The organism is Bradyrhizobium sp. JR4.1, assembly GCF_040548605.1.
Classification (GTDB): domain Bacteria; phylum Pseudomonadota; class Alphaproteobacteria; order Rhizobiales; family Xanthobacteraceae; genus Bradyrhizobium; species Bradyrhizobium canariense.
This window is the reverse complement of sequence record NZ_JBEPRY010000003.1, coordinates 187,408-203,650: the sequence shown is the minus strand read 5'-3', so window position 1 is coordinate 203,650 and position 16,243 is coordinate 187,408. Positions and strand designations below refer to the sequence as shown.

16 protein-coding genes are annotated in these 16,243 nt (G+C 64.3%); 5 read left to right on the top strand and 11 right to left on the bottom strand.

All coding sequences use genetic code 11. The annotated features are described in order from the left end of the window. Positions 1–28 precede the first annotated feature (28 nt). Genes pxpB through ABIB90_RS09445 form a run of 3 tightly spaced genes read left to right on the top strand, consistent with a single transcriptional unit; the run spans position 29 to position 2,597 of the window. Positions 29–760 carry a 5-oxoprolinase subunit PxpB gene (gene pxpB / locus ABIB90_RS09455; RefSeq protein ID WP_354160798.1) on the top strand — a complete coding sequence of 244 codons (732 nt, stop codon included), beginning with the start codon at positions 29–31 and terminating at the stop codon, positions 758–760. Next, positions 757–1,794: a 5-oxoprolinase subunit C family protein gene (locus tag ABIB90_RS09450; RefSeq protein WP_354160800.1), complete on the top strand. Its 1,038-nt coding sequence runs from the start codon at positions 757–759 to the stop codon at positions 1,792–1,794. The genes pxpB and ABIB90_RS09450 overlap by 4 nt, the downstream gene beginning before the upstream one ends. Positions 1,795–1,826: 32 nt before the next feature. Further along, positions 1,827–2,597: a LamB/YcsF family protein gene (locus ABIB90_RS09445; RefSeq protein WP_354160802.1), complete on the top strand. Its 771-nt coding sequence runs from the start codon at positions 1,827–1,829 to the stop codon at positions 2,595–2,597. Between the two features lie 106 nt (positions 2,598–2,703). On the opposite strand, the gene ABIB90_RS09440 is transcribed toward ABIB90_RS09445, so the two are convergent. From ABIB90_RS09440 to ABIB90_RS09420, 5 genes are all read right to left on the bottom strand, one after another. After that, a complete protein-coding gene (locus ABIB90_RS09440; protein WP_007590908.1) occupies positions 2,704–2,856 on the bottom strand; it encodes a hypothetical protein in 153 nt (50 codons plus the stop codon). A gap of 200 nt (positions 2,857–3,056) precedes the next feature. Then, entirely contained in the window at positions 3,057–4,664 is a 1,608-nt protein-coding gene (locus ABIB90_RS09435) for a sulfite reductase subunit alpha (protein WP_354160804.1), read from the bottom strand. Further along, complete coding sequence (locus tag ABIB90_RS09430) at positions 4,661–6,442, bottom strand: NirA family protein (RefSeq protein WP_354160806.1); 1,782 nt, start codon at positions 6,440–6,442, stop codon at positions 4,661–4,663. The genes ABIB90_RS09435 and ABIB90_RS09430 overlap by 4 nt, the downstream gene beginning before the upstream one ends. Positions 6,443–6,773: 331 nt before the next feature. Continuing rightward, entirely contained in the window at positions 6,774–7,937 is a 1,164-nt protein-coding gene (locus ABIB90_RS09425; protein ID WP_354160808.1) for a CmpA/NrtA family ABC transporter substrate-binding protein, read from the bottom strand. Next, a complete protein-coding gene (locus ABIB90_RS09420) occupies positions 7,934–8,524 on the bottom strand; it encodes an ANTAR domain-containing response regulator (protein ID WP_007590901.1) in 591 nt (196 codons plus the stop codon). Before ABIB90_RS09420 ends, ABIB90_RS09425 begins: the two co-directional genes overlap by 4 nt. Positions 8,525–8,635: 111 nt before the next feature. Here ABIB90_RS09420 and rimO point away from each other — a divergent pair, with 111 nt between their 5' ends. After that, a complete protein-coding gene (gene rimO, locus ABIB90_RS09415) occupies positions 8,636–9,961 on the top strand; it encodes a 30S ribosomal protein S12 methylthiotransferase RimO (RefSeq protein WP_354160810.1) in 1,326 nt (441 codons plus the stop codon). Between the two features lie 77 nt (positions 9,962–10,038). Here rimO and ABIB90_RS09410 read toward each other — a convergent pair whose 3' ends face one another. The 3 genes from ABIB90_RS09410 to ABIB90_RS09400 form a co-directional block, all read right to left on the bottom strand. Continuing rightward, on the bottom strand, positions 10,039–10,482 hold the full coding sequence (locus ABIB90_RS09410) for a carboxymuconolactone decarboxylase family protein (protein WP_354160812.1): 444 nt from the start codon (positions 10,480–10,482) through the stop codon (positions 10,039–10,041). Continuing rightward, complete coding sequence (locus ABIB90_RS09405; protein WP_354160814.1) at positions 10,415–10,846, bottom strand: MerR family transcriptional regulator; 432 nt, start codon at positions 10,844–10,846, stop codon at positions 10,415–10,417. The genes ABIB90_RS09410 and ABIB90_RS09405 overlap by 68 nt, the downstream gene beginning before the upstream one ends. Positions 10,847–10,971: 125 nt before the next feature. Then, positions 10,972–11,919, bottom strand: coding sequence for a hypothetical protein (locus ABIB90_RS09400; RefSeq protein ID WP_354160815.1), 948 nt, complete (start codon positions 11,917–11,919; stop codon positions 10,972–10,974). 403 nt (positions 11,920–12,322) lie between these two features. Here ABIB90_RS09400 and ABIB90_RS09395 point away from each other — a divergent pair, with 403 nt between their 5' ends. Beyond that, positions 12,323–13,519: an acetylornithine transaminase gene (locus tag ABIB90_RS09395; protein ID WP_354160817.1), complete on the top strand. Its 1,197-nt coding sequence runs from the start codon at positions 12,323–12,325 to the stop codon at positions 13,517–13,519. Between the two features lie 97 nt (positions 13,520–13,616). On the opposite strand, the gene ABIB90_RS09390 is transcribed toward ABIB90_RS09395, so the two are convergent. From ABIB90_RS09390 to pcsA, 3 genes are all read right to left on the bottom strand, one after another. Beyond that, positions 13,617–14,591, bottom strand: coding sequence for a quinone oxidoreductase family protein (locus ABIB90_RS09390; RefSeq protein WP_007590887.1), 975 nt, complete (start codon positions 14,589–14,591; stop codon positions 13,617–13,619). Positions 14,592–14,666: 75 nt separating this feature from the next. Then, positions 14,667–15,401 (bottom strand): TerC family protein, encoded by a 735-nt coding sequence (locus ABIB90_RS09385; RefSeq protein WP_219684363.1) that lies wholly within the window; start codon positions 15,399–15,401, stop codon positions 14,667–14,669. Continuing rightward, positions 15,398–16,165 (bottom strand): phosphatidylcholine synthase, encoded by a 768-nt coding sequence (pcsA, locus tag ABIB90_RS09380; protein ID WP_007590883.1) that lies wholly within the window; start codon positions 16,163–16,165, stop codon positions 15,398–15,400. Before pcsA ends, ABIB90_RS09385 begins: the two co-directional genes overlap by 4 nt. Between the last annotated feature and the right edge of the window lie 78 nt (positions 16,166–16,243).

The window sequence follows — 16,243 nt, the reverse complement described above, 5'->3', positions numbered from 1 at the left end:
ATCTCCAGAAGCCCGATTTCGACAGCCCATGTCCGCGACGCTTCCCCCGCCCCGCCTGCTGCCCAGTGGCGACAGCGCCGTCACGGTCGAGTTCAGCCGTACCATCGACGACGACGCGAACCAGCGCGTGCTGGCGCTCGACAAGGCGCTCGCAGCAAGCCCGATCGATGGCATCACCGAGTCCGTGCCGACCTATCGCTCGCTGCTGGTGCATTACGATCCCGGCAAGATCGGCTTCGACGCCCTTGGCGAAAAGCTGCTCGCGCTCGCCAGCCAGCCGCTGCCACCGGCCACTAAGGCGCGCCGCTGGCGCATTCCGGTCGCCTATGGCGGCGAGCACGGCATCGACCTCGAGGACGTCGCGAAGGCGCTGAATACCACACCCGACGACATCGTCGCGCGCCACGTCGCCGGCGACTACAAGGTTGCCATGATCGGCTTTACGCCGGGCTGGTCCTATCTCAGCGGGCTCGACAAATCCCTGCAGATGTCGCGGCGGCAGAATCCGCGGCTGCTGACGCCTGCCGGCACGATCTCGATCGGCGGCATCCAGGCTGGAATCCAGTGCCTGGCAGCGCCAAGCGGCTGGCACCTGCTCGGCCGCACGCCTGTGCGGACCTATCAGCTCCACCGCAATCCGACCTTTCTCACCGAACCCGGCGATCGCGTGACGTTTTTCGCCATCGACCACAAGACGTTCGAGGAACAGGACCGCGCCGCCGAGGCCGGCGAGATCATTGCCGAGCAGGTGATCGCATGAGCCGGCTCGTGATCGCCAGCATCGGGCCCGCAAGCTCGATCCAGGACGGCGGACGCCATGGCGCGCAACGCTATGGTCTGACGGTCAGCGGAGCGATGGACCGCCTCTCGCTCGCGGCAGCGAACACGCTTGTCGGCAACGAACCGTTTGCAGCCGCTGTCGAGGTCGGCCCGTTCGGCGCCTCGTTCACCGCGCGCGACGGTGCCGTGCGCGTCGCGATTTCAGGCGCGCCCCGCAACACGGACATCGCCGGCAGTCCGGTCGCCATGGACACATCGGTGACGCTGAAGGACGGCGAGACGCTGACGCTGGGTTTTGCTCGCGGCGGTGCGTTCACTTATCTGGCGATCGAAGGCGGGATCAAGGGCGAGCCGGTGTTCGGCAGTCTCGCGGTCAACGCCCGTGCCGGTCTCGGCAGCCCCTACCCGCGCCCGTTGCAGGCCGGCGACGAATTCACCGTCGATGCCGCAAGCGGTGCACCGGAACTGCGTATCGAATTGCCGAAGCCATCGAGCGGTCCGATCCGCGTACTGCTCGGACCGCAGGACGACGAATTCGACGACGCCAACAAGGCGCTGTTCCTCGACAGCGAGTGGAAGATCTCGGCGACGTCAGATCGCATGGGCTACCGGCTGGAAGGTCCCGCGATCAAGCATCTGCACGGCCACAACATCGTCTCCGACGGCACGGTCAACGGCAGCATCCAGGTGCCCGGCAACGGCGCACCGATCGCGCTGATGATGGATCGCGGCACCTCCGGCGGTTACCCGAAGATCGCGACCGTGATCACGGCCGATGTCGGCCGTCTCGCGCAGACCTCGGCAGGAACGGCGTTCCGCTTCAAGGCGGTCAGCATGGCCGAGGCGCAGGACGAGGCAAGGAAGTTTGCGCAATTGATCCGCAACCTGTCCGATCGCCTGCGCTCCGCCGACACCATCGCGCTCAACATCGAAGCGCTCAGCGACGCCAACGTCGCGGGCTATGCTGTCAGTGCCGTCGACGCCGGGACCTGGCAGGTTGCGGCCGAGCCGTAAACGACAACACGACCAGAGATGGAGAGCAGCCAATGAAGACGATCGATCTCAATTGCGATCTCGGCGAAGGTTTTGGCGCGTGGGAGATGGGCAACGATGCCGCGATGATCGAACTGGCGAGCTCGGTCAACGTCGCCTGCGGCTTCCACGCCGGCGATCCCGATATCATGCGCCGGACGGTCGAGCTGGCGAAAGCGCGCGGCGTCTCGGTCGGCGCGCATCCTGGATATCGCGACCTGCATGGCTTCGGCCGCCATCCGATCGCGGGCCTGAAGGCCTCCGAGATCGAGAACCTCGTCGCCTACCAGATTGGCGCGTTGCAGGCGATCGCGACCGCCGCCGGCCACAAGGTCACGCATGTGAAGGCGCATGGCGCGCTCTCCAACGTCGCCTGCGAGGACGAAATGACGGCGAAGGCGATCGCCGCCGGCATCAAGGCGGTCGACCCGAGCCTGATTTTCGTCGTGCTCGCCAATTCGAAGCTGGTGAAGGCCGGCGAAGCCGCCAATCTGCCGATGGTGCATGAGGTGTTCGCCGACCGCGCCTATGAGGACGACGGCAATCTCGTCTCGCGCAAGAAGGAGGGCGCGGTGCTGCATGACGCCAAGGCGATCGCCGACCGCGTGGTGCGCATGGTGCAGGACGGTGCGGTGGTTTCGGTCACGGGCAAGGTCATCAAGATGCGAACCGACACGGTGTGCATCCACGGGGATACGCCCGGCGCGGTCGAGATCGCGCGCGGTCTGCGGCAGGCTTTGAAGGACGCAGGGATCGAGGTCGCGCCGTTCAGGCGCGGGGCGTGAGGTTGGTCCGTAGGGTGGGTTAGCGAAGCGTAACCCACCATGGCTCAGCGCATGCGGAACGAAGTTGGTGGGTTACGCCTTCGGCTAACCCACCCTACGCGGGTCATCAGAACGGGTGCACCGAGAGCGTGCCGAACACGATGGCGGCGATGACCGCGAAGGCGCTGTACATCGCGGCATGATGCACACTCGCCCCGGTCCGCCGCGAGAGCGAGCGCGCGTAGAAGTGCAGCCTGGCTTCCGCCGATAGTTCGCGCATGGTCGATCTCCAACGCCCCATTTGGGGGATTATGAGGGATCAACCGGGGTGGCGGGCAAGAGACCCGCGCAAATAGCGATACAGGTTCTCTGAAAGCCTCGCATCGCAGGAGCAAATTCTTCCTACGCGCAGGTTCCGAGAATCTTATTCGTTCAAATCCGAGCCAGTTGGAACTGACTCGGATGACGGTGAGATGACAGCTAGTAGACGTCAGCCTGGAACCGGCCCGTCTTCTTGAGTTCGGCGACAAAACTGACGGCTTCGTCGGTCGATCGCGCCCCGAACTGGGCGACGATATCGACCAGCGCGCGCTCGACGTCCTTGGCCATGCGCTTGGCATCGCCGCAGATGTAGAGATGCGCCCCCTCGGCAAGCCACGTCCACAGCTCGCGGCCGACCTCGCGCATGCGGTCCTGCACGTAGAACTTCTTCTCGCCGTCGCGCGACCACGCCAGCGACATGCGCGTGAGCAGGCCCGAGGTCTTCATCGCGTTGAGCTCCTCCTGGTAGAAGAAGTCGCAATCGCTGCGCTGATGGCCGAAGAACAGCCAGTTCTTGCCGGGCGCGCCGGTCGCCTTGCGGTCGAACAGGAAGGCGCGGAACGGCGCAATGCCGGTGCCGGGGCCGACCATGATGATCGGCGTCTTCGGATCCTGCGGCAGACCGAAATTGTGCGCCTTCTGCACATAGACCTTGAGCTTCTCGCCTTCGGCGATGCGCTCGCCGAGGAAGGTCGAGGCGACGCCGATGCGCTTGCGCTTGCCGATCACGTAGCGCACGGAATCGACCGTCAGCGACAACTTTCCAGGCGTCGCATTGTGCGACGACGAGATCGAATAGAGCCGCGGCTGCAGCGGCTCCAGCGCCTCGACGAAGGCTTCAGGATGCGGCCGCGTGCCCGAGAACTTCTGCAGCGCCGCCATGACGTCGAGCGTGGCGGCATCGCCATCGGGATCCTCGCCCTGCGCCAGTGCCCGCGCCCTCTCGCGCTGCGCGCCGCCAGTGATGAAGGAGAGCAGTTCGAACAGCGTGTCGGGCGCCGGCGACAGCGAGACGTCGTCGATCAGCACCTCGCGCAGCGTCTTGCCATTGACCTTGGTGGTGTGGGACGCGCCGAGCAACGCGATGACCTGGTCGACGAGACCGAGCTCGTTGCGCGCGAACACGCCAAAACTGTCACCGACGACATAGTCGAGCTTGCTCTCGGAGAGATCGAACTCGACGTGATAGGTTTCCTTCTCGGACTTTCCCTTGTTGAGAAGACGGCGCGACAGGAAGGTCGCCGCAACAGGGTTGTCGCGCGAGCGGCCGGGCTCGGCGATCGTCACGGTCACGGCGGGGGCCGCCACAGCGTCTTGCTTGTCGCCGGCCTTTGCCGCCGGCGCCTTGTCCAGCTCTTCATGCAGTGACTTCAGCATCCGCGCGGTTTCCTTGCCGCCGGGGACGCAAAGGTTGAGCCGCGCTTCACTGCGGCTCGCGATCGCCTCCGAATAGTCGTGGCAATTGTAGCCGCACTGCCCGCAATCCTGCTGCGCCATCGCCGCCATCATCTTGCGCCGCACGGGACGGCCTTCGGCGAGTTTCATCCGATCGGCGATCGGCATGGTCTGGTCGTGCCACGGCGCTTCACCGTCATCACCATCACCGCCTTGCATGACAGCAGCGCCCTGCTCGGCCGACAGCGGCGTGGCCGCGTCAGGCGACAGCAGCCCGGCAAAGAAGCCGTTCAGCCAGGAGCGTTGCGCGTCGGAGAACGGGGCACTCGTGGGAATGATGTCTAGTTTGGGTGGAGGGCTGATCTGGTTCATGAAGACACCTCGGCATCGGCAAGCTTGCGCAGCGTCTCGCCGTCGTGGCGGCGCGCAAAGGACAGGAACGTCTCGTCGGGAGACGAGCGATGGGCGATATAGGCCTTGAGCAACCCTTCGACCGTCTTCGGCGCGTCTTCGGCCTTGAGGTCGTGGTAGACCTCCTGCCCGACGTCGGCGTCAGGACCGAACCCGCCGCCGGTGAAGAGATGATAGCCCTCGACAGTGTCCTCGTCGTTCACCGGCACGCGCGCCCCGATCAGGCCGATGTCGCTGATGTAGTGCTGGGCACAGGAATGGTGGCAGCCGGTGACGTGGATGTTGACTGGCTTGTCCATCTCGACGCGCGGCTCGCACCAGTCGCCGATCTCGGCAGCGTGGCGTTTGGTGTTGGAGGCGGCAAAGCGGCAACCGGCGTTGCCAGTGCAGGCGATCAGGCCGGCGCGGATATGCGAGGCCTCGACCGCAAGCCCAATCTGCTTGATCGCCGCGATGGCGAGTTCGACATTCTCGTCGCGCACCCCTGATATCAGCAGGTTTTGCCAGACGGTCAGACGGATCTCGCCGTCGCCGAGGTCCCGCGCCACCTTGGCGAGGCCCCGCATCTGATCGCAGCTGATCTTGCCGAGCGTCAGCGACACGCCGATCCAGTTCAAGCCGTTCTGCTTCTGCTTGTGCACGCCGATATGCGCCATGCGGTCCGCGGCCGGTCGCGGCGCAAACGCCTCTTCCGGCACGCGCGTGAATGGCGTCTTCAGCCGCTCTTCGACGAGCTTGAGGAAACCGTCATGGCCCATGGCGTCGAGCACGTATTTCAACCGCGCCTTGTTGCGGTTGGTGCGGTCGCCATGCTCGATGAAGACGCGCACGATGGCGTCGGCAACGGCGGTCGCGTTTTCAGGCTTCACGACGATGCCGGAATATTTGGCAAAGTCCTTGTGGCCGGTGATGCCGCCGAGGCCGAGGCGGAACCAGGTCCCGGGCTCGACGCCGAAGCCGTCCTTCACCTCGACCGCCGTGAAAGCGATGTCGTTGGTCTCCTCGAGCACGGCGATCCTGCCGGCACCGTCGAAGGCGACGTTGAACTTGCGCGGCAAGCCATACAACGAGCGATCGTTCAGGATGTGGTAGTGCCACTCGCGCGCATAAGGCCGTGTGTCGATCAGCTCCTGCGGATCGATGCCCGCCGTCGGCGTTCCCGTCACGTTGCGGATGTTGTCGGCGCCGGAGCCGCGCGAGCACAGGCCGAGGTCCTGAATGCCCTCGATCAGCTTCACGGCGTTCTTCGGCGGGATCTCGCGAAGCTGCAGATTGGCGCGCGTCGTGACGTGGCTGTAGGGACCGCACGTTTCATCGGCGAGATCGGCAAGGCCGGTCAGCTGCCAATGCTTCATGATGCCGTTCGGAATGCGCAGACGGCACATGTAGGAGTCCTGCGTCGGCGCGACGTAGAAGATGCCGTAATAGCGCCAGCGGAAATTGTCCGCCGGGCTCGGCGGCGTATTGTCGAGCGCCTGCTGGCGGAGACGCGGATACGCATCGAAGGGATGCTCGTCGCGCTTGACCTTCTCCTGGTCGGCGAGCTTCTTGCCCGCGGCGATGACCTTGTCCTGCGCCTTGATGTGCACGGCATCGGGACCGGTCGGCTCGGTGTTCGCCTTGCCGGCGCCGCCGCCGAGACCGCGACCGACGCGACTGATCTGCAGACCGGTCGTGAAGCCTTCGAGATAGCGTTTCTGGTCGTCGGTAAAGTCGACTGAGACGGTGTCGAGTTTCATGGTCAGTAACGAAGCTCCTGCGGCCACCTGGGTGGTATCGACGGAAAGTGCACGACCCGCGAGGAGCTCGGCTGGCTCGAGAGCCGGCTGTGCACCCAACGGTCCGATCAGCTTCGTTGCTGGGGACTGGCGCAGCAGGCATCTGTGACAGGCTGGCCGCACTGCAACATTCAAGTTGCGTGCCAGCTTCGACGAAATGAAAATGTGTGTCGTATCAGGTAATTAAGAGCGCCTTGGGGAACTCTTGGCTCTGGAACTCTTATGAAATTCGAGCAGTCGGCCTAAAATTTAGACTCGGATCTCCAGCGCTCAAAAACGATGCAGGCCCGAATCACACCTTCCAGCGACCCACCTCGAAGGCTTCGAGATGCCCCCGAATATTGGCGGGATCGAAGGCGGGGCCGGCGAATGCGCCGAATGCCGCGGGGGCTTGGGCGGGCGGCCGGCGACCGAGGGCGCCGTCGTAGAGGTCGGGCCTGAACACGGCCATGGCCGTCTTGACGCCGTCGGCCGTCAGCGTCGTCTGCCCCCAGCGAACCATCTGCGCATAAAGCCAGGCGGCCTGGACCGGATCGGGGCGCCCTGCTTCCTCGCGTCCCACCAGGAGGTAGCTGCCGCTCTCGCGAAAGGTGCCATCCGGCGAAATCTTGAGGCGCCCCGTGAGGGTGCGCTGAATGACTTCGGCATCGACACCGATCCGCTCCGGCTGCGCCAGGATCCGGGCCGCTTCGGTCCGGTTTTCCGGATGCTCGATGAACTCCGCGGCTTTCACCGCCGCGCGCACCAGGCTGGCGACCACGTCCGGATTCTTGTCGGCCCAGACCTGGCGGAGCGCCAGCACCTTCTCCGCCGCATGGGCCAGGATGTCGGAGACGAAATGCAGGATGTGGCCGATCCCGAGATCGACCGCGATCGAATTCCAGGGCGCGCCGACGCAGAACGCATCGACGTGCCCATTTGCGAGACTGTCGACCATATAGGGCGGCGGAAGCACCACCAGCCGCACGTCCTCGTCGGGATCGACGCCGGCCGCCGCCATCCAGAACCGCAATTGATAATTGTGGGTCGAGAACGGGAAGGTCATGCCGAAGGTCAACGGATCGGCCCCCGCTTTGCGCCGCTTGGCGACCACGCGCGCCAATGCTTTTGCCGTGGCGAGCGGATCGAAGCGGTCGCCGTCGATCTCCTCCATCAGCCCGGCATGAAGCGCCGGCGAGACTGTGATCGCGTTACCGTTGATGCCGAGATTGAAGGGCGCCGCAATCGGCACCTTGACATGCCCGAGACCGAGCGAGGACGCGATCGCGACGGGCGCGAGCAGGTGCGCGGCGTCGAACAAGCCGATGTTGAGCTTGTCGCGGACGTTGGACCAGGAGACCTCGCGGACCAGTTCGACCTCGAGCCCTTCGGCCGCGGCAAATCCCTTGTCGACGGCAACGATCAGCGCTGCGGCATCGACCAGCGGAATGAACCCGATGCGGAGGGGAGTGGTCATTTCAGCATCTCCGACGCGGTGATGATCGACTGGGCGATCTCGCCGATTTTCTTCTTCTCGCGCATCGCGGTGGAGCGCAGCAGCACATAGGCCTCGTCCTCGGTCAGGCCCTTCACCTTCATCAGGATGCCCTTGGCCTTCTCGATGACCTTGCGATCCTCGAGCTGCGACTTGGTACGCTCCAGTTCCTCCTGGAGTTTTGCGAAGGCATTGAAGCGCGACACGCAGAGGTCGAGGATCGGCTTGATGCGCTCCTTCCTCAGCCCGTCGACGATATAGGCGGAGACCCCCGCCTCGACCGAGGCCTGGATCGAGGATGAATCGCTCTGGTCGACGAACATCGCGATCGGCCGCTTCACGGCGCGGCTGACCTGGAACATCGCTTCCAGCACGTCGCGACTGGGGTTTTCCAGATCGATCAGGATGATATCAGGATCGACCGCATAAATACGGGCGAGCAGGCTCTGCATCTCGCGGATATGGACGATCTGCGTGAATCCGGCCTCCCGCAACCCTTCTTCGAGGATCGCAGCCCGGATCGGGCTTTCATCGACGATCACGATTTTGGGCGACTGTTCGGCGCTCATTGCTCACTCACCACCAGTGATTCATCCATAGCATGCCCGCCGGCCATGCAAAGGGTTGTAATTATGGGCAATTGGGACTAGCTCAACCCTGTCAATCAGGCAGATTTGGATATGGATCAGACGGCTGCGCCGAAGGTCAGCTTCGTGTCGCTCGGGTGCCCCAAGGCTTTGGTGGATTCCGAGCGCATCATCACGCGCCTGCGCGCCGAGGGCTATGAGCTCGCCCGCAAGCATGACGGGGCCGACATCGTCATCGTCAACACCTGCGGCTTCCTCGACAGCGCCAAGCAGGAATCGCTCTCGGCGATCGGCGAGGCCATGGCCGAGAACGGCAAGGTGATCGTGACCGGTTGCATGGGCGCGGAACCCGAGCAGATCGAGCAGGCCTATCCCGGCGTGCTCTCCATCACCGGCCCGCAGCAATATGAGAGCGTGCTGGACGCCGTGCATCGCGCGCTGCCGCCCGCCCACAATCCGCATCTCGATCTGGTGCCGCCGCAGGGCATCAAGCTGACGCCGCGGCACTACGCCTATTTGAAAATCTCCGAGGGCTGCAACAACCGCTGCACCTTCTGCATCATTCCGAAGCTGCGCGGCGACCTGGTCTCGCGTCCGGCCAACGACGTGCTGCGCGAGGCCGAGCGCCTGGTCGACGCCGGCGTCAAGGAGCTGCTGGTGATCTCGCAGGACACCTCGGCCTACGGCGCCGATCTGAAATACGCCGAGAGCCCGTGGAAGGATCGCCAGGTCCGCGCCAAATTTATCGACCTCGCGCGCGAGCTCGGCGAATTAGGGGCCTGGGTCCGCTTGCAATATGTCTACCCCTACCCGCATGTCGACGAGGTCATCGCGCTGATGAACGAGGGCAAGGTGCTGCCCTATCTCGACATCCCGTTCCAGCACGCAAGCCCCGAGGTGCTGAAGGCGATGAAGCGCCCGGCGGCGCAGGACAAGACGCTGGCGCGGATCAAGCGTTGGCGCGAGCAATGTCCCGATCTCGCGTTGCGCTCGACCTTCATCGTCGGTTTCCCCGGCGAAACCGACGCGGACTTTGCCTATCTGCTCGACTGGCTGGACGAAGCCGAGATCGATCGGCTCGGCTGCTTCAAATACGAGCCGGTCGCCGGCGCGACCGCGAACGCGATCGAGAACCCCGTGCCGGAAGAGATCAAGCAGGAGCGCTACAACGCGTTGATGGCGCGACAGCAGAAGATTTCTGCGCGCCGGCTGAAGCGCAAGGTCGGCACGCGCCAGCAGGTCATCATCGACGAGGTCGGCCCGACCGTCTCAAAGGGCCGATCCAAGGCCGACGCGCCGGAGATCGACGGCGCCGTCTACCTGTCGAGCCGCCGGCCCTTGCGCGTCGGCGAGATCGTCACCGCCAAGATCGAGCGCGCCGACCAATACGACCTGCACGGCAGCGTCGCGGGATTCTGATCTTCCGCTGTCGCGGTCAGTGCAGCGACGAACTCTCCGCTCCCTCTCCCGCAAGCGGGAGAGGGAGCGGGCCGTCGCTAAGCTACGGCAACATCACGCCCGCCGTCCGCTTCTCCCGACGCCTGCTGTTCGTCACGTGCGGCGAACACTTCCTTGGCTGCGAACAGCCCGTTCAGCGCCGCCGGGAAGCCCGCATAGACGGCCATCTGCATGATGACCTCCACGATCTCGTCGCGAGACAGCCCGACGTTCAGACCCGCCTCGAGATGCACCTTGAGCTGAGGCGCGGCATTTCCGAGGGCCGTCAGCGCGGCGATCGTCGCGATCTCGCGATCGCGCAGGCCGAGGCCCGGGCGGCAGTAAATGTCGCCGAACGGAAACTCGATCACGTATCGTGCGAAATCCGGAGCAATGTCGGCGAGTGAGGCGACGACCGCTTCACCAGCTCTGCCGTCAATGCGTAACAGGGCCCGCTGGCCGCGATCGAAGCGGCTTTCGTCTTGTGTTGAGGCGTGCGTCATTTTCCTTCATCCTCTGTTCATCGCTGGCATAGCCGGCGATCTTCGTATCAAGGACGAGCAGGCATTCCTGGAGTTCGGCAATCTGCGTGCGCACCTGTTCCCGGTGGACTTCAAGGATCTGCCGCCGGCTTGTGCCGGTAGCGTCGCCTTCGTCGCGAAGCGCCGCGTAACGCAACATGTCCCGGATCGGCATTCCCGTGGTCTTGAGCCGACCGAGGAATTCGATCCATGTGAGGATCGATGCGTCAAAGTCACGCTGGCCGGAGCGATCCCGGTCGGCGTATGGCAGCAGCCCGATGCGCTCGTAGTAGCGCAGCGTGTGCGTCGACAGGCCGGTTCGTTTTGCGAGGTCGCCGATCTTCATGTGTGCCCGTTCTCGTACTGACGCGCCTACAGATACCCCTTCGAGCGCGCTCTAAGTCAAGGGGGATCGGAGGTGCAAAGATTTCGGCGCGCCGGCGGGGCGGCAGCGTCGCGGCAATCCGGGCTTCAAGATCCCGCCAGCCATTTCGGCACCCAGCGCTCCGGCCGCGGCGCGCGGGCAAGATCGGCTTGCGCCTCGGACAGCTTCGCAGGCTCGCCGTCGATGCTCGGGCGCACATCGTATTCGAAGTTGGGCATGACGCGGCCGTCGGCATAAAGCCCGAAGTTCATCGCGTACCACAGCCCGAGCTCAGGCTGCGCGCGGCGCATCTCCTCGCGCAGATCGCGCAGCAGGGATTCGATCGCGGTGGCTTCCTCGAACGGCTGCGGCCCGCCCGTCAGCACACGCGCCTGGTATTGCCTGCCGACGATCGCGATCTCGAAGCTCGTCCTATCCCAGGGCTTCTTGCCCTTCGGTAGATGCGCGGCGAGGCGCCAGCCGAGTTCGGCCATCAAGCGATGATTGGCCCAGTAGTCTTCGCGATCCCGGCTCCATTTTTCCATGAAACCGCGAAAGTCGGGCAGCTCCGACGGATCGTCATCGGGCGCCGCCATCTCCCCGCTCAGCCGTCCGGTGAGCCATTGCGCAAGTTCGACCGTCTGGCATTCGACTTCGTCGTGCGGCTTCAGATCGCTCCAGGCCTTGTCGAATTGTTGCGACGTCAGTTTTGCGAGCAGGCCATCGAGGCTCGGTGCCAGCAGCTCGTAATCGCCCTCGGACCCAAGCCCCACGATCGGCGGATTGTCACGGTCGAGACCCGCGCCATACCAGCCGCCAACAGCCGAGCCATCCGGCAACCGCATGAACAGCGAAAACCTGTCGCGCAAGGGACTGCCGTCGACAATCGGAGCGTGATCGGAGAATTGGCCTTGCAAGGAGAAGCAGCCGACGCTGCCCCAGGGGCGCCCCTCCAACCAGCCGGCGAAGTCCAGCAACAGCGACGGCGCCTCGATGCCCGGCGGGAACGCGCCGCGAATGCTGTCGAGGTCGATCGGATAAGGCGTGTCAGACAAGGCTTTAAACTATCTGGTTGGTCCCGCCCCTCTTGGTCAGAACCGTCATGCGTTCGGTTCGAGCCAATTCGCGTACGTCGATCACAAACGCGCTAGAGACGTAATGGTTGCTAGGCGCGCATCTCTCTCCTGCCCCATGCACGCTGCGCGAGTGGTCTGTAAAGCGCCCGCTTGACAAGCCCCGCCATTCACATGTATTGCCGCGTCCCATGATCAACGCTCGGACCCATCAGCGCACCGAAATGCTCCGCCGTCGCTTCCGCGACGATGAGAGGGTGCGCCATGTCCGACGACGCCGCTGAAGCACTGACTTCAGCTTAAGTCTTCGAGAAGGCCGCACCCGCAAGGTGCGGCCTTTTTGCTGTTCGCGCGCCCTTTCCCCCCGCCTCCAGAGGAGTTCGACATGACCAACGTCACCCATCCGTATGACGCGTTGATGGACATCACCGCTCGGCCCAAGGCCGTGTTCGTCCGCGGCGCCGGCTCCTACCTCTGGGACGACAACCGCAAGCGCTATCTCGATTTCGTGCAGGGCTGGGCCGTCAACTGCCTCGGCCACTCCCCGCCCGCGATCGCCGACGCGCTTGCCGCGCAGGCCAAGCGGCTGCTGACGCCAAGCCCGGCCTTCTACAACGAGCCCAGCCTGAAGCTCGCGCAGGCACTGGTCGCAAACAGCGCGTTCGACCAGGTGTTCTTTGCCAATTCCGGTGCGGAAGCCAACGAGGGCGCGATCAAGCTCGCGCGCAAATATGGCAGCATCCACAGAGGTGGCGCATTCGAGATCATCAGCTTCGAAGGCGGCTTTCACGGCCGCACGCTGGCGACGATGTCGGCCTCAGGCAAGAAGGCCTTTGAGCCGCTGTTCGAGCCGAAGGTCGCCGGCTTCAAGAAGGCGAAGCTCAACGACATCGCGTCGGTCGAAAAGCTGATCAACGACAACACCGTCGCTGTGATGCTCGAGCCTATCCAGGGTGAATCAGGCGTGTGGCCGGCGACCGATCAGTTCTTGCAGGAGTTGCGCGCGCTCACCGACGCACACGGCCTCCTCCTGATCTTCGACGAAATCCAGACCGGCATGGGCCGGACCGGCAAGCTCTTCCACTACGAGCACACCGGCATCGCGCCCGACATCATGACGCTCGGCAAGGGCATCGGCGGCGGCGTGCCGCTCGCGGCGCTGCTCGCGACCGACCGCGCCGCCTGCTTCGAGCACGGCGACCAGGGTGGCACGTTCAACGGCAACCCGATCATGTGCGCGGTGGGGCTCGCGGTGCTCGACGAGGTCAACAAGCCGGAGTTCCTGAAGACGGCGACCGAAACCGGGCTGCTGCTCGAAAGCGAATTGCAGAAGGTCTCGGCGCGGCATGGGCTCGGCGAAGTGCGTGGCCGCGGCCTCCTGCGCGCGCTCGACCTCAAGCTGCCGATCGCGCCCGGCATAGTCGCGCAGGCGTTCGAGGCCGGCGTGCTGCTGAACGCGCCGCAGGTCGACACGTTGCGCTTCATGCCGGCGCTGAACGTCACGCGGGCCGAGATCGCCGAGATGATCGATTGTCTGGACGGGATTTTGACCAGGGCAGGCGCGGCACGGCGCGTGGCGTGACGCGTTCGTCGTTGCGAGGAGCGAAGCGACGAAGCAATCCAGACTGCCTCAATGGAAAGATTCTGGATTGCTTCGCTTCGCTCGCAATGACGGCGAGCTACGGCTTCAAGATCGACGCGCCGGTGGTCTTGCGGCTTTCGAGATCGATATGCGCCTTGGCGGCGTCCTTGAGCGCGTAGGCATGGTTGATCGGCACGTGCAGCTTGCCGTTGATGACGGCGGCGAACAGCGTGTCGGCGCCTTCCAGCAATTCCTTGCGCGTGCCGATATAGTCGTTGAGCTTGGGCCGGGTCGCAAACAGCGAGCCGTGAGTGTTGAGCTCGGCGATCGAGAATGGCGGCACCGGGCCTGAGGCATTGCCGAAGGAGACGAACATCCCGCGCGGCTTCAGGCAGGACAGCGAGCCCGGGAACGTCGCCTTGCCGACACCGTCATAAACCACGTCGCAGCCCTCGTTGCGGCTGATCTGTTTGACGCGCGCGACGAAGTCTTCCTCGTTGTAGAGGATGACATGGTCGCAGCCATTGGCCTCGGCAAGCGCAGCCTTCTCGCGCGAGCCGACGGTACCGATAACGTGGGCGCCCATTGCCCTCGCCCATTGGCAGGCGAGCAGGCCGATGCCGCCCGCCGCGGCATGGATCAGCACGCGATGATGCGGCTCGACCTTGAAGGTCTTGTGCAGGAGATACCAGACCGTCAACCCCTTCAGCATCAGCACGGCGCCCTGCTCGTGGGTGATGTGGTCGGGCAGCTTGACCAGCCGCTCCCAGGGGATGTTGCGCTCCCCGGTATAGGCGCCGAGATTGTGGTAGTAGGCGACGCGGTCGCCCGGATGGAAATTCGTCACGCCCGGCCCGACTGCGAGAACCTCGCCCGAGGCCTCGTTGCCGGCGATGAAGGGCAGCCCCGGCGCCTTGTAGAGGCCGGTGCGGTAATAGACGTCGATGAAGTTCAGGCCGACGGCATGCTGGCGGATGCGCACCTCGCCGGGGCCCGGCGCCGGAACATCGACGCTCTCATAGACCAGGGCTTCGGGGCCTCCGACCTTGTGCACACGGACGGCTTTGGTCATCACCTGACCTCCTCTTCTGGCGGGCCAGCGAAAGACATCGCGCCCGCCTTGTCAACTCGACGCCGGCTGGAATGCCTAGACCGACGGCTTGGCCGTTTTCCTGCGGTTGCGTTTCGCCAGCACGTTGAAGAACTCGACCGCCGCCGAGAACGCAATCGCGAAATAGATGTAGCCGCGCGGGATGTGGAATTGGAATCCGTCCGCAACCAGCGCGACGCCGATCAGCACCAGGAAGGCCAGCGCCAGCATTTTCGTGGTCGGGTGCTCCGCGACGAATCGCGACACCGGCCCCGACGAAATGTACATGATCAGGCAGGCTATCACGACGGCCGCGATCATGATCTCGAGGTCCTGCGCCATGCCGATCGCGGTGATGATCGAGTCCAGCGAGAACACCATGTCGATGATCACGATCTGGACGATGACCCAGAAGAAAGCGTTACGAGGGGACTTTTCGTCGCCCTCGCCGTCATCGGCTTCGACCTCGCCATGAATCTCGTGCGTCGCCTTCGCGATCAGGAACAGGCCGCCGCCGATCAGGATGAGGTCGCGCCAGGAGAAGCCGTAACCCGAAAACGAAAACACCGGCGCGGTCAGGCCGATCAGCCAGACCAGGAGGCTGAGCAGGATGATGCGGAAGATCAGCGCCAGCGCCAGCCCGATCTGGCGGGCGCGGTGCGCCTGCTTCTCGGGAATGCGCGAGACGATCACCGACAGGAAGATGACGTTGTCGATGCCGAGTACGATCTCGAGCGCGGTCAAGGTGAGGAGCGCGGCCCAGGCTTCGGGGCTGGTCAACAGGTGCATCATGCGAAGGATCTTGTCAGCCGTATCAATGCGTCGCTAAAGCTGATCCAGAGCGCGATCGCGCAGAGCGCGACAGTCACGCCGGTGCCGACGCGAAAGTCCATCTGCAGCGTGTAGAAGGAGAGCAGAGCCCAGATCGCGATCAGCGACATCGTCAGCCAACGCAGCCGCACGACGCGCACGGGATGCAGCACGTGGAACGGCACGAAGGTCAGCACCACCAGGGCCGCGACCAGCAGCGTCGAGAGCAGCGGCGACCAGTGCAGCAGGAACAGATAGAACGCCGCCGCATTCCACAGCGCCGGAAAACCGCGGAAATGATTGTCCTCCGCCTTCATGCGCAGATCGGCGAAATATAATGCGCTGGTGACGATGATGGCGACGCCGAGCAAGGGTGCTGCGACCGGCAGCAGCAAGCCGCTGGCCACGATCGCATAGGCCGGCACGAAGACGTAGGTGACGAAATCGACCACGAGATCGAGCACGTCGCCCGACCAGTTCGGCTGCACGTCCTTGACGTTGAGCCGGCGCGCAATCGGCCCGTCGATCGCGTCGATGATGAGGGCGACGCCCAGCCATTGAAACATTGCCGCCCAGTGCTCGCGCACGGCCTCAAGCATCGCCAGCAGCGCGATCGCCGCACCGAACGCGGTGAAGATGTGCACCGAGAAGGCGGCGGCGCGGATCGCGGGCCTGGGCTTCAGGGAATCCTCTTGGCTGTCCATGGCTTCTGCTATCAGAATGACACCGGTTTGCACATAAGCCATTGCGGCGCCCGGTCGCACAATTCGTCATAAAATCAGGGAAATATCAGTGGGCTTGAATTTGCCGCGGGGCGTGTCAAA

Excerpts from the sequence above, each read along its gene's own strand:
- ABIB90_RS09450 (WP_354160800.1), top strand. The coding sequence starts at position 757 with ATGAGCCGGCTCGTGATCGCCAGCATCGGGCCCGCAAGCTCGATCCAG.
- ABIB90_RS09430 (WP_354160806.1), bottom strand. The coding sequence starts at position 6,442 with ATGAAACTCGACACCGTCTCAGTCGACTTTACCGACGACCAGAAACGC.
- ABIB90_RS09390 (WP_007590887.1), bottom strand. The coding sequence starts at position 14,591 with ATGACCAAAGCCGTCCGTGTGCACAAGGTCGGAGGCCCCGAAGCCCTG.
- ABIB90_RS09405 (WP_354160814.1), bottom strand. The coding sequence starts at position 10,846 with ATGAAGATCGGCGACCTCGCAAAACGAACCGGCCTGTCGACGCACACG.
- rimO (WP_354160810.1), top strand. The coding sequence starts at position 8,636 with ATGGATCAGACGGCTGCGCCGAAGGTCAGCTTCGTGTCGCTCGGGTGC.
- ABIB90_RS09445 (WP_354160802.1), top strand. The coding sequence starts at position 1,827 with ATGAAGACGATCGATCTCAATTGCGATCTCGGCGAAGGTTTTGGCGCG.
- ABIB90_RS09395 (WP_354160817.1), top strand. The coding sequence starts at position 12,323 with ATGACCAACGTCACCCATCCGTATGACGCGTTGATGGACATCACCGCT.
- ABIB90_RS09440 (WP_007590908.1), bottom strand. The coding sequence starts at position 2,856 with ATGCGCGAACTATCGGCGGAAGCCAGGCTGCACTTCTACGCGCGCTCG.
- ABIB90_RS09435 (WP_354160804.1), bottom strand. The coding sequence starts at position 4,664 with ATGAACCAGATCAGCCCTCCACCCAAACTAGACATCATTCCCACGAGT.
- pcsA (WP_007590883.1), bottom strand. The coding sequence starts at position 16,165 with ATGGCTTATGTGCAAACCGGTGTCATTCTGATAGCAGAAGCCATGGAC.
- pxpB (WP_354160798.1), top strand. The coding sequence starts at position 29 with ATGTCCGCGACGCTTCCCCCGCCCCGCCTGCTGCCCAGTGGCGACAGC.
- ABIB90_RS09425 (WP_354160808.1), bottom strand. The coding sequence starts at position 7,937 with ATGACCACTCCCCTCCGCATCGGGTTCATTCCGCTGGTCGATGCCGCA.
- ABIB90_RS09420 (WP_007590901.1), bottom strand. The coding sequence starts at position 8,524 with ATGAGCGCCGAACAGTCGCCCAAAATCGTGATCGTCGATGAAAGCCCG.
- ABIB90_RS09385 (WP_219684363.1), bottom strand. The coding sequence starts at position 15,401 with ATGATGCACCTGTTGACCAGCCCCGAAGCCTGGGCCGCGCTCCTCACC.
- ABIB90_RS09410 (WP_354160812.1), bottom strand. The coding sequence starts at position 10,482 with ATGACGCACGCCTCAACACAAGACGAAAGCCGCTTCGATCGCGGCCAG.